Origin of the sequence: Serratia marcescens, assembly GCF_006715005.1 — a bacterium.
In the GTDB taxonomy this organism is placed as follows: Bacteria; Pseudomonadota; Gammaproteobacteria; order Enterobacterales; family Enterobacteriaceae; genus Serratia; species Serratia montpellierensis.
On sequence record NZ_VFMJ01000001.1, the window covers coordinates 974,891 to 998,389 of the forward strand.

Annotated in this window: 20 protein-coding genes; 9 read left to right on the forward strand and 11 right to left on the reverse strand. The window is 60.2% G+C overall.

All coding sequences use genetic code 11. The annotated features are described in order from the left end of the window. Positions 1-344: 344 nt before the first annotated feature. Together FHU12_RS04680 and FHU12_RS04685 are read left to right on the forward strand one after the other, a co-directional pair. Positions 345-1,427, forward strand: a complete 1,083-nt coding sequence (locus FHU12_RS04680) for a FecCD family ABC transporter permease (protein WP_141967717.1) — start codon at positions 345-347, stop codon at positions 1,425-1,427. Next, the gene (locus FHU12_RS04685) at positions 1,424-2,212 is read left to right on the forward strand and encodes an ABC transporter ATP-binding protein (RefSeq protein ID WP_141967719.1); all 789 of its coding nucleotides are present in this window, start codon (positions 1,424-1,426) and stop codon (positions 2,210-2,212) included. The genes FHU12_RS04680 and FHU12_RS04685 overlap by 4 nt, the downstream gene beginning before the upstream one ends. Positions 2,213-3,023: 811 nt before the next feature. Here the strand turns inward: FHU12_RS04685 and FHU12_RS04690 are convergent. From FHU12_RS04690 to puuR, 5 genes are all read right to left on the reverse strand, one after another. Next, the gene (locus tag FHU12_RS04690; protein WP_141967721.1) at positions 3,024-3,977 is read right to left on the reverse strand and encodes a siderophore ABC transporter substrate-binding protein; all 954 of its coding nucleotides are present in this window, start codon (positions 3,975-3,977) and stop codon (positions 3,024-3,026) included. A gap of 55 nt (positions 3,978-4,032) precedes the next feature. Continuing rightward, the gene (locus FHU12_RS04695) at positions 4,033-6,021 is read right to left on the reverse strand and encodes a ligand-gated channel protein (protein WP_141967723.1); all 1,989 of its coding nucleotides are present in this window, start codon (positions 6,019-6,021) and stop codon (positions 4,033-4,035) included. Positions 6,022-6,266: 245 nt separating this feature from the next. Further along, positions 6,267-7,262, reverse strand: a complete 996-nt coding sequence (locus FHU12_RS04700) for an ABC transporter permease (RefSeq protein ID WP_141967725.1) — start codon at positions 7,260-7,262, stop codon at positions 6,267-6,269. Continuing rightward, positions 7,259-8,770: a sugar ABC transporter ATP-binding protein gene (locus tag FHU12_RS04705; protein ID WP_141967727.1), complete on the reverse strand. Its 1,512-nt coding sequence runs from the start codon at positions 8,768-8,770 to the stop codon at positions 7,259-7,261. The genes FHU12_RS04700 and FHU12_RS04705 overlap by 4 nt, the downstream gene beginning before the upstream one ends. A 155-nt stretch (positions 8,771-8,925) precedes the next feature. Continuing rightward, on the reverse strand, positions 8,926-9,483 hold the full coding sequence (puuR, locus tag FHU12_RS04710; RefSeq protein WP_025303528.1) for an HTH-type transcriptional regulator PuuR: 558 nt from the start codon (positions 9,481-9,483) through the stop codon (positions 8,926-8,928). 395 nt (positions 9,484-9,878) lie between these two features. Here puuR and FHU12_RS04715 point away from each other — a divergent pair, with 395 nt between their 5' ends. Both FHU12_RS04715 and FHU12_RS04725 read left to right on the forward strand, forming a co-directional pair. Next, positions 9,879-11,297 carry a glutamine synthetase family protein gene (locus FHU12_RS04715; RefSeq protein WP_141967729.1) on the forward strand — a complete coding sequence of 473 codons (1,419 nt, stop codon included), beginning with the start codon at positions 9,879-9,881 and terminating at the stop codon, positions 11,295-11,297. 535 nt (positions 11,298-11,832) lie between these two features. Then, a complete protein-coding gene (locus tag FHU12_RS04725) occupies positions 11,833-13,200 on the forward strand; it encodes an APC family permease (RefSeq protein WP_019453602.1) in 1,368 nt (455 codons plus the stop codon). Between the two features lie 70 nt (positions 13,201-13,270). On the opposite strand, the gene sbcB is transcribed toward FHU12_RS04725, so the two are convergent. The 3 genes from sbcB to FHU12_RS04740 form a co-directional block, all read right to left on the reverse strand. Continuing rightward, entirely contained in the window at positions 13,271-14,698 is a 1,428-nt protein-coding gene (sbcB, locus tag FHU12_RS04730; RefSeq protein WP_141967731.1) for an exodeoxyribonuclease I, read from the reverse strand. Positions 14,699-14,788: 90 nt separating this feature from the next. Next, complete coding sequence (locus FHU12_RS04735) at positions 14,789-14,977, reverse strand: DNA polymerase III subunit theta (protein ID WP_141967733.1); 189 nt, start codon at positions 14,975-14,977, stop codon at positions 14,789-14,791. A gap of 54 nt (positions 14,978-15,031) precedes the next feature. Then, a complete protein-coding gene (locus tag FHU12_RS04740; RefSeq protein ID WP_141967735.1) occupies positions 15,032-15,238 on the reverse strand; it encodes a hypothetical protein in 207 nt (68 codons plus the stop codon). Between the two features lie 258 nt (positions 15,239-15,496). Here FHU12_RS04740 and FHU12_RS04745 point away from each other — a divergent pair, with 258 nt between their 5' ends. After that, positions 15,497-16,606: an SDR family oxidoreductase gene (locus tag FHU12_RS04745; RefSeq protein ID WP_141967737.1), complete on the forward strand. Its 1,110-nt coding sequence runs from the start codon at positions 15,497-15,499 to the stop codon at positions 16,604-16,606. 36 nt (positions 16,607-16,642) lie between these two features. Here FHU12_RS04745 and FHU12_RS04750 read toward each other — a convergent pair whose 3' ends face one another. Next, positions 16,643-17,389, reverse strand: coding sequence for a S24 family peptidase (locus FHU12_RS04750; protein WP_019453597.1), 747 nt, complete (start codon positions 17,387-17,389; stop codon positions 16,643-16,645). 176 nt (positions 17,390-17,565) lie between these two features. On the opposite strand from FHU12_RS04750, the gene FHU12_RS04755 reads away from it, so the two are divergent. The 3 genes from FHU12_RS04755 to tmaR all read left to right on the forward strand — a co-directional run bounded on the left by FHU12_RS04755 (position 17,566) and on the right by tmaR (position 19,973). Further along, positions 17,566-18,333, forward strand: coding sequence for an N-acetylmuramoyl-L-alanine amidase (locus FHU12_RS04755; protein WP_141967738.1), 768 nt, complete (start codon positions 17,566-17,568; stop codon positions 18,331-18,333). 94 nt (positions 18,334-18,427) lie between these two features. Beyond that, on the forward strand, positions 18,428-19,495 hold the full coding sequence (locus FHU12_RS04760; protein WP_141972844.1) for an FUSC family protein: 1,068 nt from the start codon (positions 18,428-18,430) through the stop codon (positions 19,493-19,495). A gap of 160 nt (positions 19,496-19,655) precedes the next feature. Beyond that, positions 19,656-19,973: a PTS system regulator TmaR gene (tmaR, locus tag FHU12_RS04765; RefSeq protein ID WP_004935612.1), complete on the forward strand. Its 318-nt coding sequence runs from the start codon at positions 19,656-19,658 to the stop codon at positions 19,971-19,973. 158 nt (positions 19,974-20,131) lie between these two features. On the opposite strand, the gene FHU12_RS04770 is transcribed toward tmaR, so the two are convergent. Continuing rightward, complete coding sequence (locus FHU12_RS04770) at positions 20,132-20,920, reverse strand: ABC transporter substrate-binding protein (RefSeq protein ID WP_141967740.1); 789 nt, start codon at positions 20,918-20,920, stop codon at positions 20,132-20,134. A 22-nt stretch (positions 20,921-20,942) separates the two neighbouring features. Then, a complete protein-coding gene (locus tag FHU12_RS04775) occupies positions 20,943-22,130 on the reverse strand; it encodes a M20 aminoacylase family protein (RefSeq protein ID WP_141967742.1) in 1,188 nt (395 codons plus the stop codon). Between the two features lie 138 nt (positions 22,131-22,268). On the opposite strand from FHU12_RS04775, the gene FHU12_RS04780 reads away from it, so the two are divergent. Continuing rightward, a complete protein-coding gene (locus FHU12_RS04780; RefSeq protein WP_141967744.1) occupies positions 22,269-23,222 on the forward strand; it encodes a LysR family transcriptional regulator in 954 nt (317 codons plus the stop codon). Positions 23,223-23,499: the final 277 nt, after the last annotated feature.

Sequence of the window (23,499 nt, forward strand, 5' to 3'; positions counted from 1 at the left end):
CGCTCTTGCGGCGGCCTGAAGTTTTTTTTGCACGCGCGGTGCTGTGATTTTGGATTCTATGTGGTTTTGCCGTTATTTGTCAGAGTCTGGTCGGATCAGGAATAATTTTCAGAATAATTAACCTAATGGCCGTTGGCGGGGGGAACGCGGCGGTTTGAAAAATGGCGATAAAAAACAAATTATTACATTTCGACAACGCCGTTTTCACCTATTGATATGATTGATAAGTATTATCGTTTGTTTTATTGTTAACGGCTGTGCGCAGGCTGCTGCCGCACACTTTCCGGTTCACGGCGGCCGCTTTCGCGCCGCTGTCATGATGGTTGCAACAGGTATCTTAACTAATGAGCGTATCCACCGATCCCATGACTGAAGCCAAGGGGAAACCCGACGCCGGCGTGATGGGGCGCTATCAGCATATTCTTCGCCATCGCCTGTTGATGATGGGCGTGTTGGCACTGGCAATCCTGGGCTCGCTGCTGCTGGATTTCACCATGGGGCCGTCCGGCCTGTCGTTGTCATCCTTATGGCAAACGCTGCTTGACCCCGCCGCGGCCGATGCCGGCACGCGGGTGATCGTCTGGGACATCCGCTTGCCTTACGCGCTGATGGCGGTGGTGGTGGGCTTTGCGCTCGGCCTGGCCGGGGCAGAAATGCAGACCATCCTGAATAATCCGCTGGCCAGCCCCTTTACTCTCGGGGTGTCTTCCGCCGCGGCCTTTGGCGCCGCGCTGGCTATCGTGCTCGGCATCGGCATTCCGGGCATTCCCGATCAGTGGTTCATCTCCGCCAACGCTTTTATCTTCGCGCTGTTCGCCGCGCTGATGCTCGACGGCATCACGCGCTGGACGCGGGTCGCCACCTCCGGCGTGGTGCTGTTCGGCATCGCGCTGGTGTTTACCTTCAATGCGCTGGTATCGATGATGCAGTTCATCGCCAGCGAGGACACGCTGCAGGGGTTGGTGTTCTGGACCATGGGCAGCCTGGCGCGCGCCTCGTGGGACAAGCTGGGCATTCTGTTCGGGGTGTTCGCCGTGCTGCTGCCGCTGTCGATGATGAGCTCGTGGAAACTGACCGCGCTGCGCCTGGGCGAAGACCGGGCGGTGAGCTTCGGCATCGACGTGCGCCGCTTGCGGCTGACCACGCTGCTGCGCATCAGCATACTCTCGGCGCTGGCGGTGGCGTTCGTCGGGCCGATCGGCTTTATCGGCCTGGTGGCGCCGCACATCGCCCGCATGATCTTCGGCGAAGATCACCGTTTCTATCTGCCGGCCAGTGCGCTGATCGGTGCGCTGGTGCTGTCGATGGCCTCGGTGGCCTCGAAAAACCTGGTGCCTGGGGTGATTATTCCGGTGGGCATCGTCACGTCGCTGGTCGGGGTGCCGTTCTTCCTGAGCATTATTCTGCGCCATCGGGGGAACGTATGACCCAGGGATTACGGATAGAAAACTTCTCGGCGGGCTACCCGAAGCGCCAGGTGATCGACGATCTCTCGGTGCCGATGTTGCCGCGCGGGCAAATTACCGTACTGCTGGGGCCGAACGGCAGCGGCAAATCGACGCTGCTGCGCTCGCTGGCCGGGCTGAACCCGGCGCAGGGCAAGCTGTGGCTGGACGACGGCGATCTGATGCAGATGCCGTTCGCCCGTCGGGCGGAGAAAGTGGTGTATCTGCCGCAGTCGCTGCCCGCCGGGGTGCATCTGCACGTGCTGGAGTCGATTATCGTGGCGCAGCGCGCTTCGGGCGGCCGCAGTAACGCCGGCAGCGAAGCGGAAGTGATGGCCTTGCTGGAACAGCTGGGCATCGCCCACCTGGCGCTGAGCTACCTCGATCAACTGTCCGGCGGCCAGAAACAGCTGGTGGGATTGGCGCAGTCGCTGATCCGTCAGCCCTCGCTGCTGCTGCTGGATGAACCGCTGAGCGCGCTCGATCTCAACTATCAGTTCCACGTGATGGATTTGGTGCGCCGCGAAACCCGCAAGCGCAATATCGTGACGGTGGTGGTGGTGCATGACATCAACATCGCGCTGCGCCACGGCGACCACGTGCTGATGCTGCAGGATGGCGATCTGATCGCCGACGGCGCGCCGGATCAGGTGATTACGCCGCAGAGCCTGGCGCGGGTCTACGGCGTGCGCGGGCGCATCGAACGCTGCTCGCAGGGCACGCCGCAGGTGCTGATAGACGGCCTGGTAAACCAGCCGACGATTTAACCCAAGAAAAAGCCCGGCATCGCCGCAATGCCGCTCACTTAAGCCTGAGTGGCATTTTTTTATCCAGCCTCTGGGCGTTCTGTGCAGGGGGAATTGCCGTAAATGTCCCGCATTTCTCTGCGGCCAATATGAACGGCAATTGGAGGGGCCGATGGCGCGGCCCCTCCACCCGCGCCTTCGCTTAACACCATCTGTCCGCTACGCGGAAATTACTCGGCCCATCCTGGGCCTCGCCCCTTCGGGGCCGCTGCAAGCAGCGTTCAAATCTGCTCCCGGCAGATTTGTCCTCGCCGCGTCTGCGTTGTCGGGCGGGTCGGCTGCGACAAACGTACCTGTTAGTCTCGCCTCAACCGGCCTTCCCTGGCCGGTTGCCCCTGACAACGTCGTCTTGCTCGGCAGCCGGTGATGCGCGCTAAAGGTCAACACCTGAGCTGGCTGCTACCGGGAAATCTGTCGCTTATGAGCTTCTGGTAGAGAAGTTGGAGATGAGCGCGGTGCTGGGCGCCCTTGAAGACGCCGAACGCAGACATAGCGCATTAGGCGAAACCGCCATGGACGGCGGTTTCAGGTGAGACAGGCAGGGACGCCTGTCGCAACCGGCCTCAATGCGGTATGGCGGAGGGAGGGGAGTTGGCAAAGCCAACCGTCTGATAGGGCAAAGGCGCGGGTTGCCAGGGGGCGCGCCTTCGGCCCCAGGCTCGGTCGAGGTGCGTGAGCCACATGGGGCATCTCACTTTTATCGACCGAAAATGTCACTAACGCCTGCAGAAAAACGCTAACTGATCAGCATTGCGGCATCGCCGGGCTTTTTTTATCGTGCAGCGTGGTTCAGGGCCTCGCTCACGCGTTCGACGACGTGCTGGGCGGTGACGATGCCGCCGGACAGATACACCTCGGCCGCCGGCAGGTAAACCACCTGGCCTTTTTTCACCGCCGTGGTTTTCTTCAGCGCGGTGCCGGTGAGGATTTTCTGCGGTGCCACCGCGTTCGGCCGCCCGGTCGCGGCGTCTCTGTCGATGACGAACAGCCAGTCCGGATTCAGTTTGGCGACCTGCTCAGGCGTCAGCTTGTTGCCGCGCACGTCTTTTTCGTCGGACTGCAGCGCGGACGAGAAGCCGAGGGCGTCATAGACGAAGCTGAAACGGCTCTTGGGCGCGTAAGCGCTGATCTTGCCGCCGGAGAACAGCACAACCAGCCCGCGTCCGGCTTGGGCGGCCTGCGGTTTGACCACGGCGATCTGCGCATCCAGCTTATCGACCGCCGCCTGCGCCTGTTGCTGCTTATCGAACAGCTCGCCCAGCTGCAGGGTGCGCTGCTTCAGACTGCCCAACTGATCCTGCGGATCGACGGACATGTTCAGCGTCGGCGCCAGCGCGTTCAGCTCGTCATAGGCTTTGGACGCCCGGCCGGCGATCAGGATCAGATCCGGCTTGGCGGCGCGCAGCACGGCCATATCCGGCTCGAACAGGGTGCCGGCATTGAGGTATTTGTCATCCTGATAGCGCTTCAGGCTATCCGGCAAGTTCTTGCGGTTGCCGGGCAGCGCCAGCGGTTCGACGCCCAGCAGCTGCAGCGTTTCCAACGACGCGTAATCCAGCACCACGATGCGCTGCGGGTGCTTCTTCACCTCGGTGCTGCCGTTCAGGTGCTGGACGTTGACGGTGGCCGGGGTAGCGGCTACCGGCGTATCGGTTTTGCTGTGGCAACCCGCCAGCGCCATTGCGGCCAGCAGGGCGATCATCAGGGGGGAGCGGCGTAATCTCATGGAGCTTCCTCACGGTGATGGAATGAAAAGGGCGCGCAGCGCGCGCCCAGGGGCATCAGAAGTTGTAGGTCATGCCGACGGTGTAACGGCGGCCGTCCAGCGTGGTACGGTAGTGATCGTAATCCACGGTTTTGTCGAGGATGTTGTAAACCCCGCCGGTCAGCTGCAGGTTTTTCGCCGCCTGGTAGCTCAGGCCCGCATCGACGAAGGTGTAGGATGGCGTGCTGGTCGCCATCGAGGTGCGGCTCAGATATTGTGAGGTTTTGCTGCGGAAGTTAACGCGCGACCACAGGCTGAGGTCCTGCGTGGCACGCCAGTCCAGCACGGTATTCAGCATGTGCTTAGGCATCTGGTTGAGCGCCTTGCCCTGGAACTCGCCGCTCTTCTGCTCGGAAGAGGTGTAGGTGTAGTTGGTGTTCCACTTCCAGTCTTTGTTGATCTGCCAGCCGAAGGTGGCCTCTACGCCGCGCATATTGGCTTTGTCGACGTTGACGCGATCGCTGATAAAGTCGTAGGACGTGCCGCCGATGGTGCAATCCGGCGTGTCTTCACAGCGGCGCACTTCGGTGATTTTGTCTTTAAAGTCGGTGTTGAAGACCGTCACGCCGGCGTTAACGCCTTTCAGGCTATCCCACATCAGGCCGATTTCTTCGCTCAGGCTCTTCTCTGGCTGCAGATCCGGGTTGCCGACGATGATGCCTTTACGCACGCCGCCGCCGGTGACCTGCCCCCAGTTAGGGGAGGATTGGCGCAGATCCGGCGATTTGTAACCGGCGGAGACGCCGCCTTTCAGCGTCCACTGTTCGGTCAGGTGCCAGACACCGTACATGCGTGGGGTCCAGTGGCTGCCGAAGTTTTCATCACGGTCCATACGGATGCCGCTGGTCAGACTAAAGTCGTTGGTCAGCGCCCATTCGTCTTCAGCGAACAATGCCCAGCTCCAGCGCGTCAGCTTGCTGAGACCTTGAGCCGATTCAAGCTGGTTGCCGCCGTCGCCCAGTTTTTCATAGCGGTATTGGCCGCCGAGGTTCAGCATGTGGGAACCCAGCTCGAACTGGTTCTGGGTGTTGAAGATGGTGTTGTAGGCCTTCATGTTACGGCCCGGGTTACCGGTTTCTTCGCGCTGCACGTAGCTGGTGGAGTTGCCGAAGTCGTAATAGCCGTTGTGGGTCAGCGCGTAGTTGGTGCGAGTGTATAGGCTTTCGCTGACCTCGGTTGGTGTGCACTTGCCTTTGCTGCAGCGCTCCGCCACTACCGATTTGCCCGGCGTGCTGTTGCGATCCTGCAGCGAGCGGCCGATTTCGAAATCGAATTCGTTTTTCTCGTCCGGCGTCAGGGTGAACACCGCGGTGCCGCTGCGCATGCGCTGTTCGTTGTAACCGTTGACGATTTTATCTTCCGCGCGGCGCGACAGCAGGCCGTTGACCCGCAGGCCGAGCAGGCCTTCAACCAGCGGGCCGGAGGCGTAGGCGTTGGTCTGGAACAGATCGCCGGAATCGCGGTTTTCCTGAACGGTGGCGTCACCGTGCAGCGAGCCTTTCCACTCGGTGCGTGAGGTTTTGCGGGTGATGACGTTGATCACGCCGCCCATGGCGTCGGAACCGTACAGCGAAGACATCGGCCCGCGCACCACTTCGATGCGTTCGATGGCTTCCAGCGGCGGCAGCCAGCCCTGTTCGATGCCGGCGTTGTCGCTGTTCGGGCGGGTGCTGCGGGTGTCGACGCGCTTGCCGTCCACCAGGATCAGCGTGTACTTGGAGGACATGCCGCGGATGCTGATGTCACTGCTGCTGGCGCCGCCGGTGACCACCACGCCCGGCACGTCTTTCAGTGCATCGGTCACGTCGCGATAGGCCTTATCTTCGATCTGCTGGCGCGGGATCACCGAGATGGACGCGGCGGAGTCCTGAATTTTTTGCTGGAAGCCGGAGGCGGTGACGACCATGGTGTCCTGGGTGTCGTTCTGCGGCGCGGCCAGCGCGGCGGTGGCGCTGAGTGAGGCGACAACCAGAGCGGCGAGCTTGCTGTAACGTGGCGTTTCCATGAGGTGAACCTTTCCTGGGTTGAAGTGAAAGTAATTAACCAATTGAATTTCTAATGAAATTATTCATCGTTCGCTGAGAAATACTTCGCTTCATCAGCGTTGCGTGAGGGTATTGTAAGGATTTTTTACTGAATGTAAACGCTAATGATAATTCATATCATTTGTATGCGGGTTCTGCTGACGGAAAAGAGTAACCGGATGAATTAAAGGGGAAAAGCGGCGCAGCGGGCGTGCGCCGGGGAGGATCAGCGTTTCTGGATGTAGGTGATGGCCAGCGCCAGCGCCAGCACCAGGCCTTTGATAATGTCCATGGCGTAGTAGGGCACCGACAGCATCACCAGGCCGTTTTGCAGCACGCCGAGGATCACCGCGCCGATCAGGGTGCCGAGCGCATTGGGTTTGCCGGAGCCCGCCAGCGAGAAGCCGATATAGGCCGCCGCCACCGCGTCCATCAGATAACCGCCGCCGGCGTTGACCTGCGAAGAGCCGATACGTGACGCCAGCAGGATGCCGCCAAGCGCCGCCAGCCAGGAAGAAATAACGTAAGCGGCAACCCTGTAACGTACGGTGCGGATACCCGACAGACGCGCCGCTTCGGGGTTGCCGCCGATGGCATACATGCGGCGGCCATGCTTGGTCAACGACAGGAACAGCTGCACCGCCACGGTGACCGCCAGCATGATCAGCACGATCACCGGCACCTGGCCGAGGGCGGAAAACACCTCCGGGATCAGGCCTTCCGCCATGTCGCCATTCGGCAGCACCATGTTTTGGGTGATGGAACCGCCGTAGCTGTAGGTCATCGCCACGCCCTGGATCACGAACAGGCTGGCCAGCGTCGCCAGCATGTCGGGGATTTTGAGCACCACGATCAGCAGGGCGTTGAACAGGCCGACCAGCGTGCAGAGCAGCAGCGTTACCACGATGGCGCCGGTGGTGCCGAACCCGTGCCAGACGAACAGTGAAATCACCAGCGTGTTGGCCAGCGAGGCGGTCGAGCCGACCGACAGATCGAAACCGCCGACCGACAGCGAGATGGAGACGCCGATGGCGATCACCGTCACGATGGCGATCGAACGCAGGATGTTGATGATGTTATTGGCATCGAGAAAGTTGTCCGACGCCAGGCCAAACAGGGCGATCAGCGCCGCGACGGTCAGCAACATGCCCCATTTGTAGAGGAAATCAAACAGCTGTTGGCGCCAGGGCAGCGCAGGCCGCAGGGCAAATTCTTTACTCACGCAGGGGTTCCTCCGGTGGAATAGAACAATAAGGTTTCTTCGTCGATGTCGGCGGCGTTCAACTCTGCCACGATGCGGCCGTCCCACAGTACGCAGATACGATCGCACAGGCCAATCAGCTCGGCGAACTCGCCGGAGGCGTAAATCACGCCTTTACCGGCGCGGGCCAGGCCGTCGATCAGGCTGAACAGCTCCTGCTTGGCCTTGATGTCCACGCCCTTGGTCGGCTCATCGAAGATCAGCACCTCGGCGTCGCCGCGCAGCCACTTCCCGATCGCCACTTTTTGTTGATTGCCGCCGGACAGGCGCGCCAGCCGCTGTTGCGGGCCGGAGGCGCGAATGTTCAGACGCTGCATGATCTCGCGCGCCCAACGCAGCTCTTGCCGCCGGTTGAACAGGCTCCAGCGCGAGAAGCTGTCGTCGGCGCTGACGCTCAGGTTCATTGGGATCGCCTCGTCGATGAAAATGCCCTCTTTGCGGCGCTCTTCCGGCACCAGCGCCAATCCCTGTTCAACCGACAGGTGCGGCGCGCGTGGCGCCCAGAGCTGCCCGCGGAGTTCGCCGCGCTCAAGCTGCACGGGGCCGGCGCCGAACAATGCCTTACACAGTTCGGTTTTGCCCGCCCCGGCCAGCCCGGCGATGCCGAGGATTTCGCCTTCATGCAGCCGCAGCGAAACGTCGCGCAGCTTGTGGCGATCGCGCAAGCCTTGCACCTGCAGCAGCGTTCGCTCAGGGTGCGGCGGGCGCGGCGGCGGGAAAATGTCGTCCAGCCGATGGCCGAGCATCTTCTCGACGATCTGTTCGCCGCTCAGCCCGCGCATGGCGTCTTCGCTGACGCGCCGGCCGTCGCGCAGCACCGTCAGCCGATCGCAAATGTCGCTCAGTTCGTGGATGCGGTGAGAAATGAACACAATGCCGATGCCTTCGGATTGCAGGCGGCGCACCACGTTAAACAGGCGCTCGCTCTCGGCGCGATCGAGCGGCGCGGTCGGTTCGTCGAGCACCAGAAAACGGCAGCGGTGCGACAGCGCGCGCGCCAGCAGCACCTGCTGTTTTTCCGCCAGAGTGCAGTCCGCCAGGCGTCTGCGCGGATTGAGCGGCAGCGCCCATTGCTGCAGCAGCTGCGCGGCGCGGCGGTGCAGCTCCGCCCAGTTCAGCCAGTGGCCCGGCTCGTTCAGCCAGTCCAGCATGATGTTTTCCGCCACCGACAGCGTGGGGATCAGCGCGACGTCCACCTCTTGTTGCACCACGTGAATACCGTGGCGGCGCGCCTGCAGCGGGGAGTGGATCGCCACCGCCTGGCCGTCGATCAGGATCTCGCCGCGATAATGGTCGTGGGCGCCGGAGAGGATCGCCATCAGCGTCGACTTGCCCGCGCCGTTGGCGCCGACCAGCGCGTGGATTGAGCCGCCCTGCAGCGTGAAGTCCACGTCCTGCAGCGCGTTGAAGCCGGCGAAGGCGATCGAGATATTGCGCATCTCGAGGCGCGAAGGCGTTGCGGTTGACATTGCGTAGTAAGGCCGTTTAGATGTTTAGATGGCTGTTTTGTTCTGTTGTAACACAGATTACGCCGTTGGCAACCAACAAAATGGCATAACGGCGATGAAAAACGTCGAGAGGCAGGGGGCGCAACCCTGTCAGGCTGCGCCGGAGCGATAAGCGGTCAGAAGGTGGTGGGGGTATGTGCGCTGACGATGCGGCAGATGCGCGCCGAAGTATTGCTGAAGCTGTGCGGGATGCCGGTGTTGATGGCGTAACTCTGGCCGGCGGTCAGGCAGTAGCTCTGGCCGTTGATGGTCAACACGATCTCGCCCTCCAGCAGGGTGCCGATCTCTTCGCCCTGGTGCTTGATCTTTTCACCGGTGGTGGTGCCGGGCTGGTAGGTTTCCAGCATCATCGCCAGGTTGCGCGTGGGGCTGCCGTTGTGCACCAGCTTCATCGACACCCCCTGGCTGCCGATCTCAATCAGGTCCTCGGCGTCGATCACCACGCGCGGTTCGTCGGCGGCTTCCGGTTCGGCAAAGAATTCAGACAGCGACAGGCCATACACCTTCAGCAGCTTTTGCAGCGTGCTGATGGCCGGGCTGACCTTGTCCTGTTCGATGGTGCTGATCGCACTGTGGGTTAACCCGGACAGTTCGGCGACCCGGCGCTGCGACAAACCCAATTGCTGACGGATCTGCGACAGGCGTTTGCCCGGTGCCAAGCTGACTTCGCTCATAGCGGTACTTCCTTCTGGTAAGGGCGACAGGCAGAAATGAAGATCGCTATCGGGTGCCTGTCTGGTCGATAACGATGCTGCATGATATCGGTAGTTAGGGTGGGTTTGGAAAATATATTGCCCATGTTCACTCTCGGTGCGTTGGACAAAATAGTTGACGTGAAAATGGCAGCAAGGCCTTTTCGGTCAATATTTTATCAATTTAGCAGCCAGTGGCGAATAATCAAACAGGATTGTAACATTTGCAAACCCATTCTGTTAATACTATGTTTCATATTGTGGATGTTATTTTGAGCGCCCTGCAGCGGCGCGGCCTGACGAGAAATCCAATCATGTGTTGAATCGAACGGCGGACGGGCGCCAACGCGCCTTCAGAGCATAATGGCGGGTGACGTATGCAAACCAATAGCGCAGCAGTTGAACATTTTGCACAGCATCATGAAGAGAGGCGAAGTAGCGCGTTCCAAAATGAGGTCGCTCATTATTTGGAACGCCATCCCGCCACGCAGTATGTCGATATCCTTCTCACCGATCTTAATGGTTCCTTCCGCGGCAAACGCATACCCGTCTCTGGGTTGAAAAAACTGGAAAAAGGCAGCTACTTCCCCGCGTCGGTATTCGCCATGGACATCCTCGGCAACGTGGTGGAGGAGACCGGCCTTGGGCAGGAGCTCGGCGAACCGGACCGCGTATGCCTGCCGGTGCCCGGTTCGCTGACGCCGTCGGCCGCCGATCCGGAGCATATCGGCCAGGTGTTGCTGACCATGCTGGATGAAGATGGCACTCCCTTTGACGTTGAACCCCGTAATGTGCTGAACCGCGTGTGGCAGGCGCTGCGCCAGCGCGGTTTGTTCCCGGTGGCAGCGGTAGAGCTGGAGTTTTATCTCATCGATAGGCTGCGCGATGCGGAAGGCGATCTGCAGCCGCCGTGTGCGCCCGGCACTCAGGAGCGCAACACCCAAAGCCAGGTGTATTCCGTCGATAATCTGAACCATTTCGCCGAGGTGCTGAACGATATCGACGCGCTGGCGAAGCTGCAGGGGCTGCCGGCGGACGGCGCGGTGGCGGAGGCGTCGCCGGGGCAGTTCGAGGTCAACCTGCGTCATACCGACGACATCCTGCTGGCCTGCGACCACGCGCTGGCGCTGAAGCGGCTGGTGCGGCTGGTGGCCGAGAACCACGACATGCACGCCACCTTTATGGCCAAACCCTATGAGGATTACGCCGGCAGCGGCATGCATGTGCATGTCAGCATGCAGGACGGGGCGGGCAACAACCTGTTCGCCGACGCCGAAGGCGAGGATTCGCCGCTATTGAAACAGGCATTGGCCGGGATGATCACCCTGATGCCGGCGTCGATGGCGCTGCTGGCGCCGAACGTCAACGCCTACCGGCGCTTCCAGCCGGGGATGTATGTGCCGATCCAGGCCGCCTGGGGCCACAACAACCGCACCGTGGCGCTGCGTATTCCCTGCGGCGAACCGGAGAACCACCGGGTGGAGTACCGCGTGGCCGGCGCCGACGCCAATCCGTATCTGGTGATGGCGGCGATCCTGGCCGGCATGCTGTACGGGCTGGACAACGTGCTGCCGCTGCCTGAGGCGGTGACCGGCAACGGGCTGGAGCAGGAGGGGCTGCCGCTGCCGATCCGCCAGAGCGACGCGTTGTACGAGTTTGAACATCAGCACGCGCTGACGCACTATCTGGGCGAGCGTTTCACCCAGGTGTATCACGCCTGCAAGACGGACGAGCTGCTGCAGTTTGAACGGCGGGTGACGGAAACCGAGATCGACTGGATGTTGAAAAATGCCTGAATGGGCGTATAAAGTAAGAGGTATGTGCGGGTGACGGGCCTGCCGGTAGCGGATTAATTCGCCTGCCGGGCTGGTTTTCCGCGCGATCGACAAAAAGAATTTGTATTTGAGGGTTTCCGGATCTTGTCATCCGGAGGCATTCTGGTGCAAAATATCTCAAATGCAGATAGCCGACGTTTTGAAAGCGTCGGTTATTTTTTTTGCATTAAGTTTTACCAACGTAGCGTTTCATACACCAAGCGAGGCCGGACACCGATCCGGATAGATAAATAGTTTCGTGCACGATCAAACAAAACTTTATGGTCGTGACTCATGAGGATTAGAAAGATGGGGCAATTTTTCACTTTAGCACCGGTGCCCGCCGGTTTCCGCTGTGGCCGCAGCGACTATGGAGCAGCCGAGGTTACCTCGACCCGTTATCCAGCTTACAATCCCCTTCTTTTAGAATTAAGTCGCTCGTTGCGAAGTTTCCCCGCAACCTTAAGTCTTGGCGTGTCCGCCATCCGCAAGGCTCAAGGTAAGGGGGGGCTGACCAATGTCCGATAACACCATCAACGCCGCTCCGGCTCAGCGCACTCAGCTGCGTAAAACCCTGACATTAGTTCCGGTAGTGATGATGGGCTTGGCTTACCTGCAGCCAATGACCATTTTCGATACCTTCGGCATCGTATCCGGCCTGACCGATGGTCACGTCGCGACCGCGTACGCCTTCGCTCTGCTGGCGATCCTGTTTACCGCCCTGAGCTATGGCAAGCTGGTGAAGAAATTCCCTTCCGCCGGTTCCGCCTACACCTACGCCCAGAAAGCCATCAGCCCGCACGTCGGCTTTATGGTGGGCTGGTCATCGCTGCTGGACTACCTGTTCATGCCGATGATCAACATTTTGCTGGCCAAGATTTACCTGGAAGCGATCTTCCCGGGCGTACCGTCCTGGATCTTCGTGGCGGTGCTGGTCGGTTTGATGACGATTTTCAACCTGCGCGGCATCAAGCTGGTGGCCAACCTGAACTCCATCATCGTGGTGGTGCAGGTGGCGATCATGATCGTGTTCCTCGGCCTGGTGATCAACGGCATTTACCACGGCGAAGGCGCCGGTACGCTGGTCAGCAGCCGCCCGTTCTGGTCCGATAACGCCCACGTGGTGCCGATGATTACCGGCGCGACCATCCTGTGCTTCTCGTTCCTGGGCTTCGACGGCATCAGCTCGCTGTCCGAAGAGACCAAAGACGCAGAGAAAGTGATCCCGAAAGCCATTTTCCTGACGGCGCTGATCGGCGGCATCATCTTTATCGTGGTGTCTTACTTCGTGCAGCTGTACTTCCCGGACATCTCGCGCTTCAAGGATCCTGACGCGTCGCAGCCTGAAATCATGCTGTACGTGGCGGGCAAATTCTTCCAGTCGGTGATCCTGGTGTTCTCCTGCGTGACGGTATTGGCGTCAGGCATGGCGGCGCACGCGGGCGTTTCGCGCCTGATGTACGTGATGGGCCGCGACGGCGTGTTCCCGACTCGCTTCTTCGGCTATGTGCATCCGAAGTGGCGTACCCCGGCGCTGAACGTGCTGCTGGTTGGCGCCATCGCGCTGTCCGCGGTGTCGTTTGACCTGGTGACCGCGACCGCGCTAATCAACTTCGGTGCGTTGGTGGCCTTCACCTTCGTCAACCTGTCGGTAATTTCGCAGTTCTATATTCGCGACAAGATGAACCGCACCGTGAAGGATACGTTTAACTACCTGATCCTGCCGGTGATGGGCGCACTGACCGTCGGCGCGCTGTGGATCAACCTGGAAGCCAGCTCGATGACGCTGGGCCTGGTTTGGGCGACCATCGGCCTGATCTACCTGGCCGTCGTCACCCGCAGCTTCCGCCTGCCGGTGCCGCAAGCGAGCGAAGACGCCGCCTAAGCGCGAGCCGTCTCCTCAGCCACAAAAAAGGCCGCTTTCGCGGCCTTTTCCTTTTCTGCTGCTGCGGGTTTTATCCCACCAACTCTTTGCCGTAATCGAACAGCGCTTTCAGCAGGGCCGTTTTCTCTTTGTCGCCTTCGTGCAGGTTATACAGCGATTCGAGCTGCAGCAGATAACTCTGCACGCGTTCAGCGCTCAACGCTTCCTGACGGTGTTGCAGCCAGCGGCGCTGCTCGGCATCGTCCAGCGTATTCGGGTAGTTGCGCGCGCGGAAGCGGAACAGCAGCTCTTTCATGCGGCCGTCACTGAAGGCCAGATCCAGCGCCGGCAGGTTCTGTGGCTTGGTCTGCTGGATAATCCTCATCGCCGCTTTGTCGGCGTCGCTGAAGAAACCGTCGTACAACCGGGCGTCGACGTCGTCGGAGCCTTTGAACGGTGCGGCTTCGGCGAACAGCGCCACCACTTTCTCGCGCACTTCCGGGTGCTGTTTCAGCAGCTGCAGGTTCTGCAGGCAGGCCTGGCGATCGATGCCCAGCCGCTCGGCGTTCTCCGGCAGCAGGGTTTTGGCCGGTGCCAGCACCGGGCATTTGTTGATGTGCACCAGCTTGATCGGCACCGGTGCCTGATCCGGCGCCAGGTCGTCGCGGCGCGTATACAGCCGTTCACGCAGCTGCTCGGCGCTCAGCGTCAGCAGCGGCGTCATATCGCCGGCGAGATCGCACATGATCACCGCATTCTTGTTGTCCGGGTGCCAGGCCAGCGGCGACACCCAGCTGGTGTTACCGCGCGCCGCGCCGAACATGCCGGAGACGTGCACCAGCGGCGCCATGTCGGCGACGTCGATCAGGGCGTTCAGCTTGTGCTTATTGCGGTGCTGCAACAGGAAATCGAACAGCCGCGGCTGTGCCTGTTTGACCAGTTTGGCCATCGCGATGGTGGCGTAAACGTCCGACATCGCATCGTGAGCCTGCGTGTGCTCGACGCCGTTGGCGCGCGTCAGATGTTCCAGGCGGAAGCTGGGGAAGCCGTCTTCGTTTTCCGGCCAGACGATGCCGTCCGGGCGCAGGGCATAGCAGGCGCGCATCACATCCAGCAGATCCCAGCGCGAGTTGCCGTTTTGCCAGCTGTAGGCATAGGGATCGTAGAAGTTGCGATAGAAGATATTGCGGCTCACTTCGTCATCGAAGCGGATGTTGTTGTAACCGAGAATGCAGGTGCCGGCCACGCTGAAGGCCTGATGGATTTGGCGGGTGAACTCGGCTTCGTTAACCCCTTTGGCACGTGCCACCTGCGGCGTGATGCCGGTGATCATCACCGCCTCGGGTTCCGGCAGGTAATCGTCGGCCGGGGCGCAGTAGATGACCAGCGGCTCTTCGATAATGTTGAAATCCATATCGGTGCGCACGCCGGCGAACTGCGCCGGGCGATCCAGCGACGGGCTCTTGCCGAAGGTTTCGTAATCGTGAATATAAAATGTGGCCGTTGCCTTGCTGCTCAAAATCGCGTCTCTTCAGTGGCGGATACAATATGCCCCTATTGTAACGGCGTGGGGAGCGATGCCAAGCGGCGGTTAGCGAAATGCGCGCAATTACGCACGGCGATAATAATCCAGCCGTTGATGAAAGTAGGGGAGCAGGTGGTCGGGGACCTGTTGTTCCGTTTCCGCCTGGGTCGAGGCGATGCCGTAGCGTTCGTTGTAGATCACGCTGATGGCCAGCAAATCGGTTTCTATTTTCTCGCGTTGTGCCTGCGGTAAGCTATCCAGCTTTCGAGCCATCGTTATCTCCCTGTGAACCTTAGGGCATAATAGGATCGTTAGCGGGTCTTGTCCCTACCCATTCCGGGGGGCGGTGGATGCCTGAGCGCCTTGCTGCGAGCAGGGGGCCAGACTGTGGCGGGCGGCGAACTCGCTCTCCTGCGTATGGGTATTGAGGCGATCCGCCCGGTTATACAGCGAGCAGGCGCCGCCGATCACCGCCACCCAAAACAGGGTGCACAGCAGTAAAACCCCCAACCAGGCTTTTTGGTTATAGGTCATAAGTCCTCCACGGACGAGAAGAGAAATAACATTGACCGTTTAATTAAATCAGGGGTTACATCAATGGTATTTAAACAGTAGGGATTAATCGCAAAGCGTGCCCGACTCTTTTGTTACTAAATCCATGATGGATGTTTCAAAAGATTCCTTAAGATAATATTAAGAAAAGTGAATCAAGGTGCCGTAATTCTATTTAATATTTGTTTAATTATCCGCAGATACAATCTTCCACATTCAATACCAATGTGGGTGACAATTATGAAAACGCTACTGTTGACCGGCGCTACCGGCTTTCTCGGTGGTGCAGTTCTTGAAAAATTACTGATTGAAAATCAGTCTATTAATTATCTTTTACTGGTGCGCGCCGATGATGCACAGCAAGGGTTGGCCCGTATTCGCACGAATATGGAAAAGTTTAATATCGACGCGAACCTGCTGTCTAAAATTACGATAGAAAATATATTGTTGGGCGACCTTTCCGAGCCGGCCGACTTTTTAACTGACGCACGTATTAACAATGTCACGCACGTTATTAACTGCGCGGCCGTTGCTTCATTTGGTAATAACCCGCTCATTTGGAAGGTAAACGTAGAAGGCACCCTGGCCTTTGCCGAAAGAATGGCGCAGGTGCCGGGATTAAAACGCTTCCTGCACGTCGGTACCGCCATGTCCTGTTCGCCGGAACCGGGTTCGCTGGTGGCTGAGAGCGGCGAGTTTGAGGAAGATGCCGAGCACCTGGTGGAATATACGCGTTCCAAATCCACCATCGAACAACTGATGCGCCAACGCTGCCCGCAAATGCCGCTGACCATCGCTCGTCCGTCGATCGTGGTGGGGCACACCCGCCTGGGCTGCCAGCCTTCGAGCAGCATTTTCTGGGTGTTTGGCATGGCGCTGATGCTGCGCAAGTTTATGTGCTCGCTGCAGGACAATATCGACGTGATCCCGGTGGATTACTGCGCGGATGCGCTGGTAATGCTGATGAACAGCGAAACGCTGGAGAACGACGTTTATCACATCTCTGCCGGTGAGGAGAGCAGCGTCAGCTTTGCTGAAATTGACAACGCCATGGCGGTGGCCCTGGAAAAGGCGCCGGTGGGTGATGAGTATGCGCAGGTAACCTATGACGCGCTGGTCAAAATGCGCCGTCAGCTGAAAGACATTTTCGGCCCGTGCAACGAGCGGCTGATGCTGAAGGCGATGCGCCTGTACGGATCGTTCGCCATGCTCAACGTGCGTTTCAGCAACGAGAAAATCCTCAAGCTGGGCATGCCGAAGCCGCCGCGTTTCACCGACTACATCGCCGGTTGCGTGCAGTCGACCCGCGGGCTGTCTATCCAGCAGCAGATGGTGGTGGACTTCAAATAACCGCCGGGCGCAGCGGGCGCCCGACGTTGTCGTCCGTTACCAGGACGAAGAGGACCAGAAGACGCGGCCGAGCACCACCAGTTGCTCTTTGCGCTGCTGATAGCTGAGGTGCTCGTCCTGGTACTCTTCCCGGTTGAGGGAGCGGATGATGACGCCGCCGTCCGGCTGCTCGATCAGCACCTTCACCCGCAGCAAATTGCCGTGGCGGATGGCATAGGTCTTGCCTTCGCGGATGCGCGTGTCGTCGGTGTTGATGCCGACCACGTCGCCGTCCTGCAGACGCGGCTCCATGCTGGAGCCGGAGATGCGAATAATGCGCGCGGCGTTGACCGCCACCCCCATCTTGTGCAGATAGTAACGGCGGAAGATCAGCGAAAATTCCTCGCGATCGACGATTTCGTAGCAGCCGTCGCCGGCGGAAAAATCAATATCCAGCAGCGGGATCTCCACAAACTCTTCCTTGTCCTGTTCGGTATCTTCCCATACCACCGGTTTTAAACGGGCGGGCTGGAAGTCCGACTCCGCCGCCACGTTGTCAAACGGGCGCACCAGCTGCTTTTCATGAAACACGTCGAACCAGCCCTTGGGCAAATTCAGCCTGGCCTCGATCCGCCTGGCCAGATTGTCGCCAAGATTGCGGGAGGATTTTTCCCCGATGATTTGGCTCAGCGTTGGCGCGGAAGACTCAACCAGCGTGGCGAACTCATTCTGGTTGACGCCTTGCCGGGCGTAGCGGGCCATCAATTCGCGCAGATTGTTGCGCCTGATTTCTTTAGTTTCCATCGTGCAATGATCGCACTCTTTAGCAAAAAGGTAAATAACGATTTTGCTAAAAAACACTTGCGCATGATTTAGCAATTAGCTAAAACAAAAAGGGTGAGCCAAGGGTTCACCTGTGCGGGGCGGCCTGTCATGATGAGGGGCCGCTCAGTGAAATCAAACGAGAGAGGGACTTTACGATGTACAAGATTGATTACAATAGCTACCGATCGGTCGCCAGCTTCGGCCACCGCGTGCGTTTTCTGGTGCTGCACTACACGGCACAAAACTTCGCCGACTCGGTGAAGTCGTTGACCGGAAAATCGGTCAGCGCGCACTATCTGGTGCCGGATCCGACCGAGGCCACCTATCAGGCCGCCGGCTTCAGCGGCGTGCGCATTTTCAACCTGGTGGACGAGAACGAGCGCGCCTGGCATGCCGGCACCAGCCAATGGGGCACCCGCAGCAATATCAACGACACCTCGATCGGCATCGAGATCGTTAACCTGGCGAGCGGTGACGGTGAAAACATCACCTTCCCGCCGTTCAATCCGCAGCAGATCGAGGCGGTCACCCAGCTGGCGCAGAATATCCTGCAGCGTTATCCGGACATCTCGCCGGTGAACGTGGTGGCGCACTCCGACATTGCGCCGGGCCGCAAGAGCGATCCGGGCCCGCAGTTCCCGTGGCAGCAGCTGTATCAGGCCGGCGTCGGCGCCTGGTATGACGAAACGACCAAGCAGCAGCGCCAGCAGGAATACTGCAGCCAGGGTCTGCCGGCGCAGGCCGAGCTGCTGAAGCTGTTCGCCCAATACGGCTACGACACCTCGGCGGCGAACACCGCAGAGGGCTATCGCCAACTGGTGCGCGCGTTCCAGCTGCACTTCCGTCAGCAGAAGTATGACGGCGTGATGGATGTCGAAACCGCCGCCGTTCTGCGCGCGCTGGTCGACAAGTACGCCGCCTGAGCCTGACCGCGAATGGGGGACGCCTCATTCGCCTTTTCCTTGCCGGGCTTCCTCCGCTAAAATGGCGGCCTGGATGGTCTTTATCGGAGGCATCGTGCGCCTCGATCGAAAAATCTCTTCCCTTGAATTGCTGACCTATCGCCACTATCGCATCGTTCACGGCGTGCGTATTGGGCTGGCGTTTATTCTGACCTTTCTGCTGATCCGCTTGCTGGCGGTGCCCGAAGGCACCTGGCCGCTGATCACCCTGGTGGTGGTGATGGGGCCGATCTCGTTTTGGGGCAACGTGCTGCAGCGGGCGCTGCAACGCATTGCCGGCACGGTTTTCGGCGCCGCGTCCGGCCTGATTGCCCTGTATCTGGAGCTCTATTCGCTGCCGTTGATGTTGGTCTGGTGCGGCGTGGTAATGTTCGTCTGCGGCTACCTGACGCTCGGCAAACGGCCGTATATGGCGCTGCTGGTGGGGATCACGCTGGCGGTGGTGTGCGGCGCGGGCGCCGGTGACATGCATACCGCGCTGTGGCGCAGCGGCGACGTGATCTTCGGCTCGTTGCTGGCGCTGCTGTTCACCAGCATCTACCCACAGCGCGCCTATATTCTGTGGCGCATGCACATGGCGGACTGCCTGCAAACCGCCGCCCGCCTCTACGGCGCCTATTTTTCGCCGAACGTCATTGAGCGGCCGCGGCTGGAGCCGCAGCTCAAGGATCTGTTGAATCAGGTGGTGAAGCTGCGCAGCCTGATCGTGCCCGCCAGCAAGGAAACCCGCATTCCCAAAGCGGTGTTCGAAGCGGTGCAAACCCTCAGCCGCAATCTGGTGTGTACGCTGGAGCTGATGGCCGACGCCTACTGGGCCTCGCGCGAAACGCACTTCATCATGTTGAACGCCCGCACGCTGCGCAGTACCCAGCTGCTGACGCTGAGCTCGCTGGAATCGCTGGCGGTGCTGATGCGCGAAGGGCCGCAGGCGCAGCGGCAGGCGGCGGCGGGGCAGCTGGTGGAGATCGCCGGCGAGCTGAAAACGCTGATGCAGGAGGTGAGCCTCGGCCAGCACGGCGAAGCGCCGATTTACGGCTATGTCTGGCTCAGCATGGAGCTGGCGCAACAGCTGGAGGAGTTGGGGGATTTGCTCCAGGTGTGCACCGCCGCCGGGCGTGAATAAGGGGTCAGATCATGAAGGCGGCGCTTTGGGTTTTGGCCGCCGGGGCAAAGTGGGTAAGATAAGGCAATCACTGTTGTGCCGGACCGCCACAAACCTGTATCTTGGTGCCATGTGGCCGTAAGCAAATGAATCTGTGTATTACTAAAGCAAGGGTATAAAGATGGATAATGCAAATAAGCCAAGTTTCCAGGACGTGCTGGAGTTTGTGCGTATGTTCCGCCGCAAGAACAAGCTGCAACGCGAGATCGTCGACAACGAAAAGAAAATTCGTGATAACCAGAAGCGCGTGCTGCTGCTCGACAACCTGAGCGAGTACATCAAACCCGGCATGAGCATTGAAGACATTCAGGGCATCATCGCCAACATGCGCAGCGACTACGAAGATCGCGTTGATGACTACATCATCAAAAATGCCGATCTGTCCAAAGAGCGCCGCGAGCTGTCCAAAAAGCTGAAGGCGATGGGCGAAGTGAAGTAACCCGCTTTATCGGGCCGGGCGTCCTGCCTGGCCCGTCTCCTTATCCCGCCTGATTTCCCGTTCTTGCTGACACTGCCGTTTCCGTTGGGGCGTTCCCCGGCGGCCGAAGGCGCCTCCCCATCCTGCCCGGTCTGCAGGTGACCGCCGGGGTACGCTTGTTACTGCTCCGCGCCGTACATGTCGAAGTCGAAATACCTGTCGTTGATTTTCTTGTAAGTGCCGTTGGCACGGATCGCCTGCAGCGCGTCGTTGAAGGCGTTAAGCAGCGCGGTATCCTCTTTGCGCACCCCGATACCGTCGCCGACGCCGAAGTATTTGCTGTCGGTCAGTTCGGCGCCGATAAAGGCAAAGTCTTTGCCGCCGGGCGTTTTGAAAAACTCGCTGGCGCTGACGCTGGCCAGCAGCGACGCATCCAGCCGGCCGTTGGCCAAATCCTCATTCACTTCCTGCTGGCTTTGGTAGGCGACCACGTTAACGCCGGCCGGGCGCCACAGCGCGTTGGCGTAGGCCTCCTGGCTGGAGCCTTGCTGCACGCCGACCGATTTGCCCTTCAGCGAGGCGGCGGTCGGTTGCAGGCTGCTGCCCTTATGCGCCACCAGCCGCGCCGGGGCGTTGGAGACCTTGCTGGAGAAAGCGATCTGCTGCCGGCGCTGCGGCGTGATGGTCATCGACGAGGCGATGGCGTCGAACTTCTTCGCCTGTAGGCCGGGGATCATGCCGTCCCAACTGCTTTCCACCCACACGCATTTGGCCTGCATCTGGTCGCACAGCGCCTGGGCGATATCGACGCCGAAGCCGGTCAGCTTGCCCTGCGGGTTTTTATACTCCAGCGGCGGAAAGGTGGGATCGATGCCCAGCTTGATCATTTTGCCGCTAAATTCACCGCTCAGCGCGGGAAAACTCGCGGCCAGCGGCAGCAACAACAACAGCCCTTTGATGGTTTTCATGTCATTTCCTCAGCGTTGGCGATTAAACCGCGGGGCGAGCCAAAAAACGCTCGACCAATTTGACCCAGTAGGTGGCGCCCAGCGACAGACTGTCGTCATTGAAGTCATAACCGGGGTTGTGCAGGGAATTGCCCGGCGTAGCGGGGCCGTTGCCGATCGAGATGTAGCTGCCCGGGCACTTTTCCAGCATAAAGGCGAAATCTTCGCTGGCGGTAAACGGCCGCAGCGTGGGGATAACCCGGCTCTCTCCGGCCCATTCCAGGGCTACGGCGCGCGCCAGCTCGGTTTCTGCCGGGTGGTTCACCAGCACCGGGTAGCCGTGCTGATAGTCGATCTCCGCGCGGGCGCCGAAGCTGGCGGCCTGAGCCGTGACCAGCTCGGTAATGCGCTGCTCCAGCCGCTCACGCACAGCCGCCGTCAGCGCGCGCACGCTGAGCGTCAGGGTGGCGGTCGCTGGGATCACGTTGGCGGCCTGGCCGGCCTGCATCGCCCCCACGGTGACGATCGCCGTTTCCTGCGGATCGATATTGCGCGCCACGATGGTTTGCAGGCTCATGACGATGGCCGCGCAGGCCACCACCGGATCGACGGTGCTCTGCGGCACCGCGCCGTGGCCGCCGTGGCCGTGCAGGGTGATGTGTACCGTATCGGCCGAGCACATAAAGGGGCCGCTGGCGAAGCCCAGGTGGCCGGTAGGGAAACCGGGCACGTTGTGCATGGCGAACACCGCATCGCAGGGGAAGCGCTCAAACAGGCCGTCTTCGATCATCACTCTGCCGCCGCCGCCGCCGCCGCCTTCTTCCGCTGGCTGAAAGATCAGGTGCAGGGTGCCGCTGAAGTTCGGCTGCCGCGCCAGATAGCGCGCCGCCGCCAACAGCATGGCGGTGTGCCCGTCGTGGCCGCAGGCGTGCATCACCCCGGCATGGGTGCTGGCGTGCGGCAAGCCGGTTGTTTCGGCAATCGGTAGGGCGTCCATGTCGGCGCGAATGCCGAGCGATTTTCCCGGCCCACGTTGCAATGTAGCGACAACACCGGTTTGTCCTACGCCGCGCGTGACGCGGTAACCCCATTCCTCCAGCCGCCGCGCCACCAGATCCGAGGTGGCGAACTCTTGGAAGCCCAATTCCGGATGGGCGTGAAGGTGGCGGCGAAGGGCGACCATCTCATCATGAACGGCGGCGATATCAGGCAGTACCAGTGAATGCATCATCACGATCTCCGGCAAAGGGCCCCGGCTAACGGGCACGGAACGGGGCAGAGGGGTAGGCATCGAGACTAGCAAACTCCGTTTTTGCCGGGTAGCCGCCGTTCGGTTATGCTGACAACCGATGATTGTCAGGAGGTGAACATGAAACTGCACCAACTGCAGGCGCTGGTGGCCAGCGCCGACAGCGGCAGCATTCGCGCGGCGGCGCGGCATCTGGGGCTGTCGCAGGCGGCGGTGACCCGCGCGCTGCGCGAACTGGAGCAGGAGCAGGCGCTGCCGCTGCTGATCCGCACCCCGACCGGGCTGGGCTTTACCCCCTACGGCAAAACCCTGTTGGCGCACGCCCGGCTGGTGTTGAACCAGCTGGAGCAGGCGCAGGGCGAAATGGCGGCGCTGCGCGGGCGAACGGCGGATCTGGTCAAGGCGGCGATCACCCCGTGGCTGATGTTGACGGTGCTGCCGCCGGCGGTGATAGCGTTTCGCAGCAAGGTGCCGGCGGTGCGGCTGGAACTGTCTGAAAGCCTGATGGCCAATGCCCAGTCGCAGCTGCGCGAGGGCACAATGGACTTTGCCATTACGCCGCTGCCGGCGTCGTCGGCGCCGCAGGAGTTCCACTGCGAGCCGCTGCTGGAGTATGAAACGGCGTACATGGTGCGGCGCGGCCACCCGCTGGCGCACAGCACCTCGCTGCATCAGCTGCTGGAGCAGGATTGGGTGATGAGCTATACCCAGGAAAGTTTCGATGCGCTGCTCGACGAGGTGTTCCACCGCCACGGCGCGTGCCTGCCGCGCCAGCGCATTATCCAGGCGCATTCGTTCGGCATGCTGCAGGCGCTGGTGGAGTCCGCCGAGATGTGCACCTGGTGCCCGCGGCCGATCGCCGCGCTGCCGCAGTTCGCCTCCCGCGTGCAGCCGCTGGCGCTGCGGGAGGGTTGCCAACCGGCGCAGCTGAATATCGTCACCCGGCGCAACAGCATTCTGAGCGCCGCCGCCCATACGTTTATCGATACGCTGGTGCGCACCCTGCGCCAGCAGGTGCGATCGTCGCGGCCGGAAGATCGTCAGATCTACGATCGCGTGAGGCTGCTGATTTAGCGGATCCCCCCGGATCGCCGATCCCGTAAATGGGATCGCGATCCGCATTTGTAGCATTTTTAGCCGCAATGTTAACGAACTGTGATTTTGCTCAAATAATTATTTTTGCAGCTTTGGTTATATGTCGCTCTATGTTCACGTTGTCATTTTGAGTTTTCCTGGGTGTTTAATGGTTAATTTATTGAAATGTATCATTTTATAACGCTGGTTGTTTTTTATTAGACAAAAATGACAACGTCAACATTAAGAGAATTCAAGCGTTTAACGAGTGTATTGG

Bases quoted from the DNA above. Each gene is read 5' to 3' on its own strand.
- FHU12_RS04680 (WP_141967717.1), top strand. From the start codon at position 345: ATGAGCGTATCCACCGATCCCATGACTGAAGCCAAGGGGAAACCCGAC.
- FHU12_RS04685 (WP_141967719.1), top strand. From the start codon at position 1,424: ATGACCCAGGGATTACGGATAGAAAACTTCTCGGCGGGCTACCCGAAG.
- FHU12_RS04690 (WP_141967721.1), bottom strand. From the start codon at position 3,977: ATGAGATTACGCCGCTCCCCCCTGATGATCGCCCTGCTGGCCGCAATG.
- FHU12_RS04695 (WP_141967723.1), bottom strand. From the start codon at position 6,021: ATGGAAACGCCACGTTACAGCAAGCTCGCCGCTCTGGTTGTCGCCTCA.
- FHU12_RS04705 (WP_141967727.1), bottom strand. From the start codon at position 8,770: ATGTCAACCGCAACGCCTTCGCGCCTCGAGATGCGCAATATCTCGATC.
- puuR (WP_025303528.1), bottom strand. From the start codon at position 9,483: ATGAGCGAAGTCAGCTTGGCACCGGGCAAACGCCTGTCGCAGATCCGT.
- FHU12_RS04715 (WP_141967729.1), top strand. From the start codon at position 9,879: ATGCAAACCAATAGCGCAGCAGTTGAACATTTTGCACAGCATCATGAA.
- FHU12_RS04725 (WP_019453602.1), top strand. From the start codon at position 11,833: ATGTCCGATAACACCATCAACGCCGCTCCGGCTCAGCGCACTCAGCTG.
- FHU12_RS04735 (WP_141967733.1), bottom strand. From the start codon at position 14,977: ATGGCTCGAAAGCTGGATAGCTTACCGCAGGCACAACGCGAGAAAATA.
- FHU12_RS04740 (WP_141967735.1), bottom strand. From the start codon at position 15,238: ATGACCTATAACCAAAAAGCCTGGTTGGGGGTTTTACTGCTGTGCACC.
- FHU12_RS04745 (WP_141967737.1), top strand. From the start codon at position 15,497: ATGAAAACGCTACTGTTGACCGGCGCTACCGGCTTTCTCGGTGGTGCA.
- FHU12_RS04750 (WP_019453597.1), bottom strand. From the start codon at position 17,389: ATGGAAACTAAAGAAATCAGGCGCAACAATCTGCGCGAATTGATGGCC.
- FHU12_RS04755 (WP_141967738.1), top strand. From the start codon at position 17,566: ATGTACAAGATTGATTACAATAGCTACCGATCGGTCGCCAGCTTCGGC.
- tmaR (WP_004935612.1), top strand. From the start codon at position 19,656: ATGGATAATGCAAATAAGCCAAGTTTCCAGGACGTGCTGGAGTTTGTG.
- FHU12_RS04770 (WP_141967740.1), bottom strand. From the start codon at position 20,920: ATGAAAACCATCAAAGGGCTGTTGTTGTTGCTGCCGCTGGCCGCGAGT.
- FHU12_RS04775 (WP_141967742.1), bottom strand. From the start codon at position 22,130: ATGATGCATTCACTGGTACTGCCTGATATCGCCGCCGTTCATGATGAG.
- FHU12_RS04780 (WP_141967744.1), top strand. From the start codon at position 22,269: ATGAAACTGCACCAACTGCAGGCGCTGGTGGCCAGCGCCGACAGCGGC.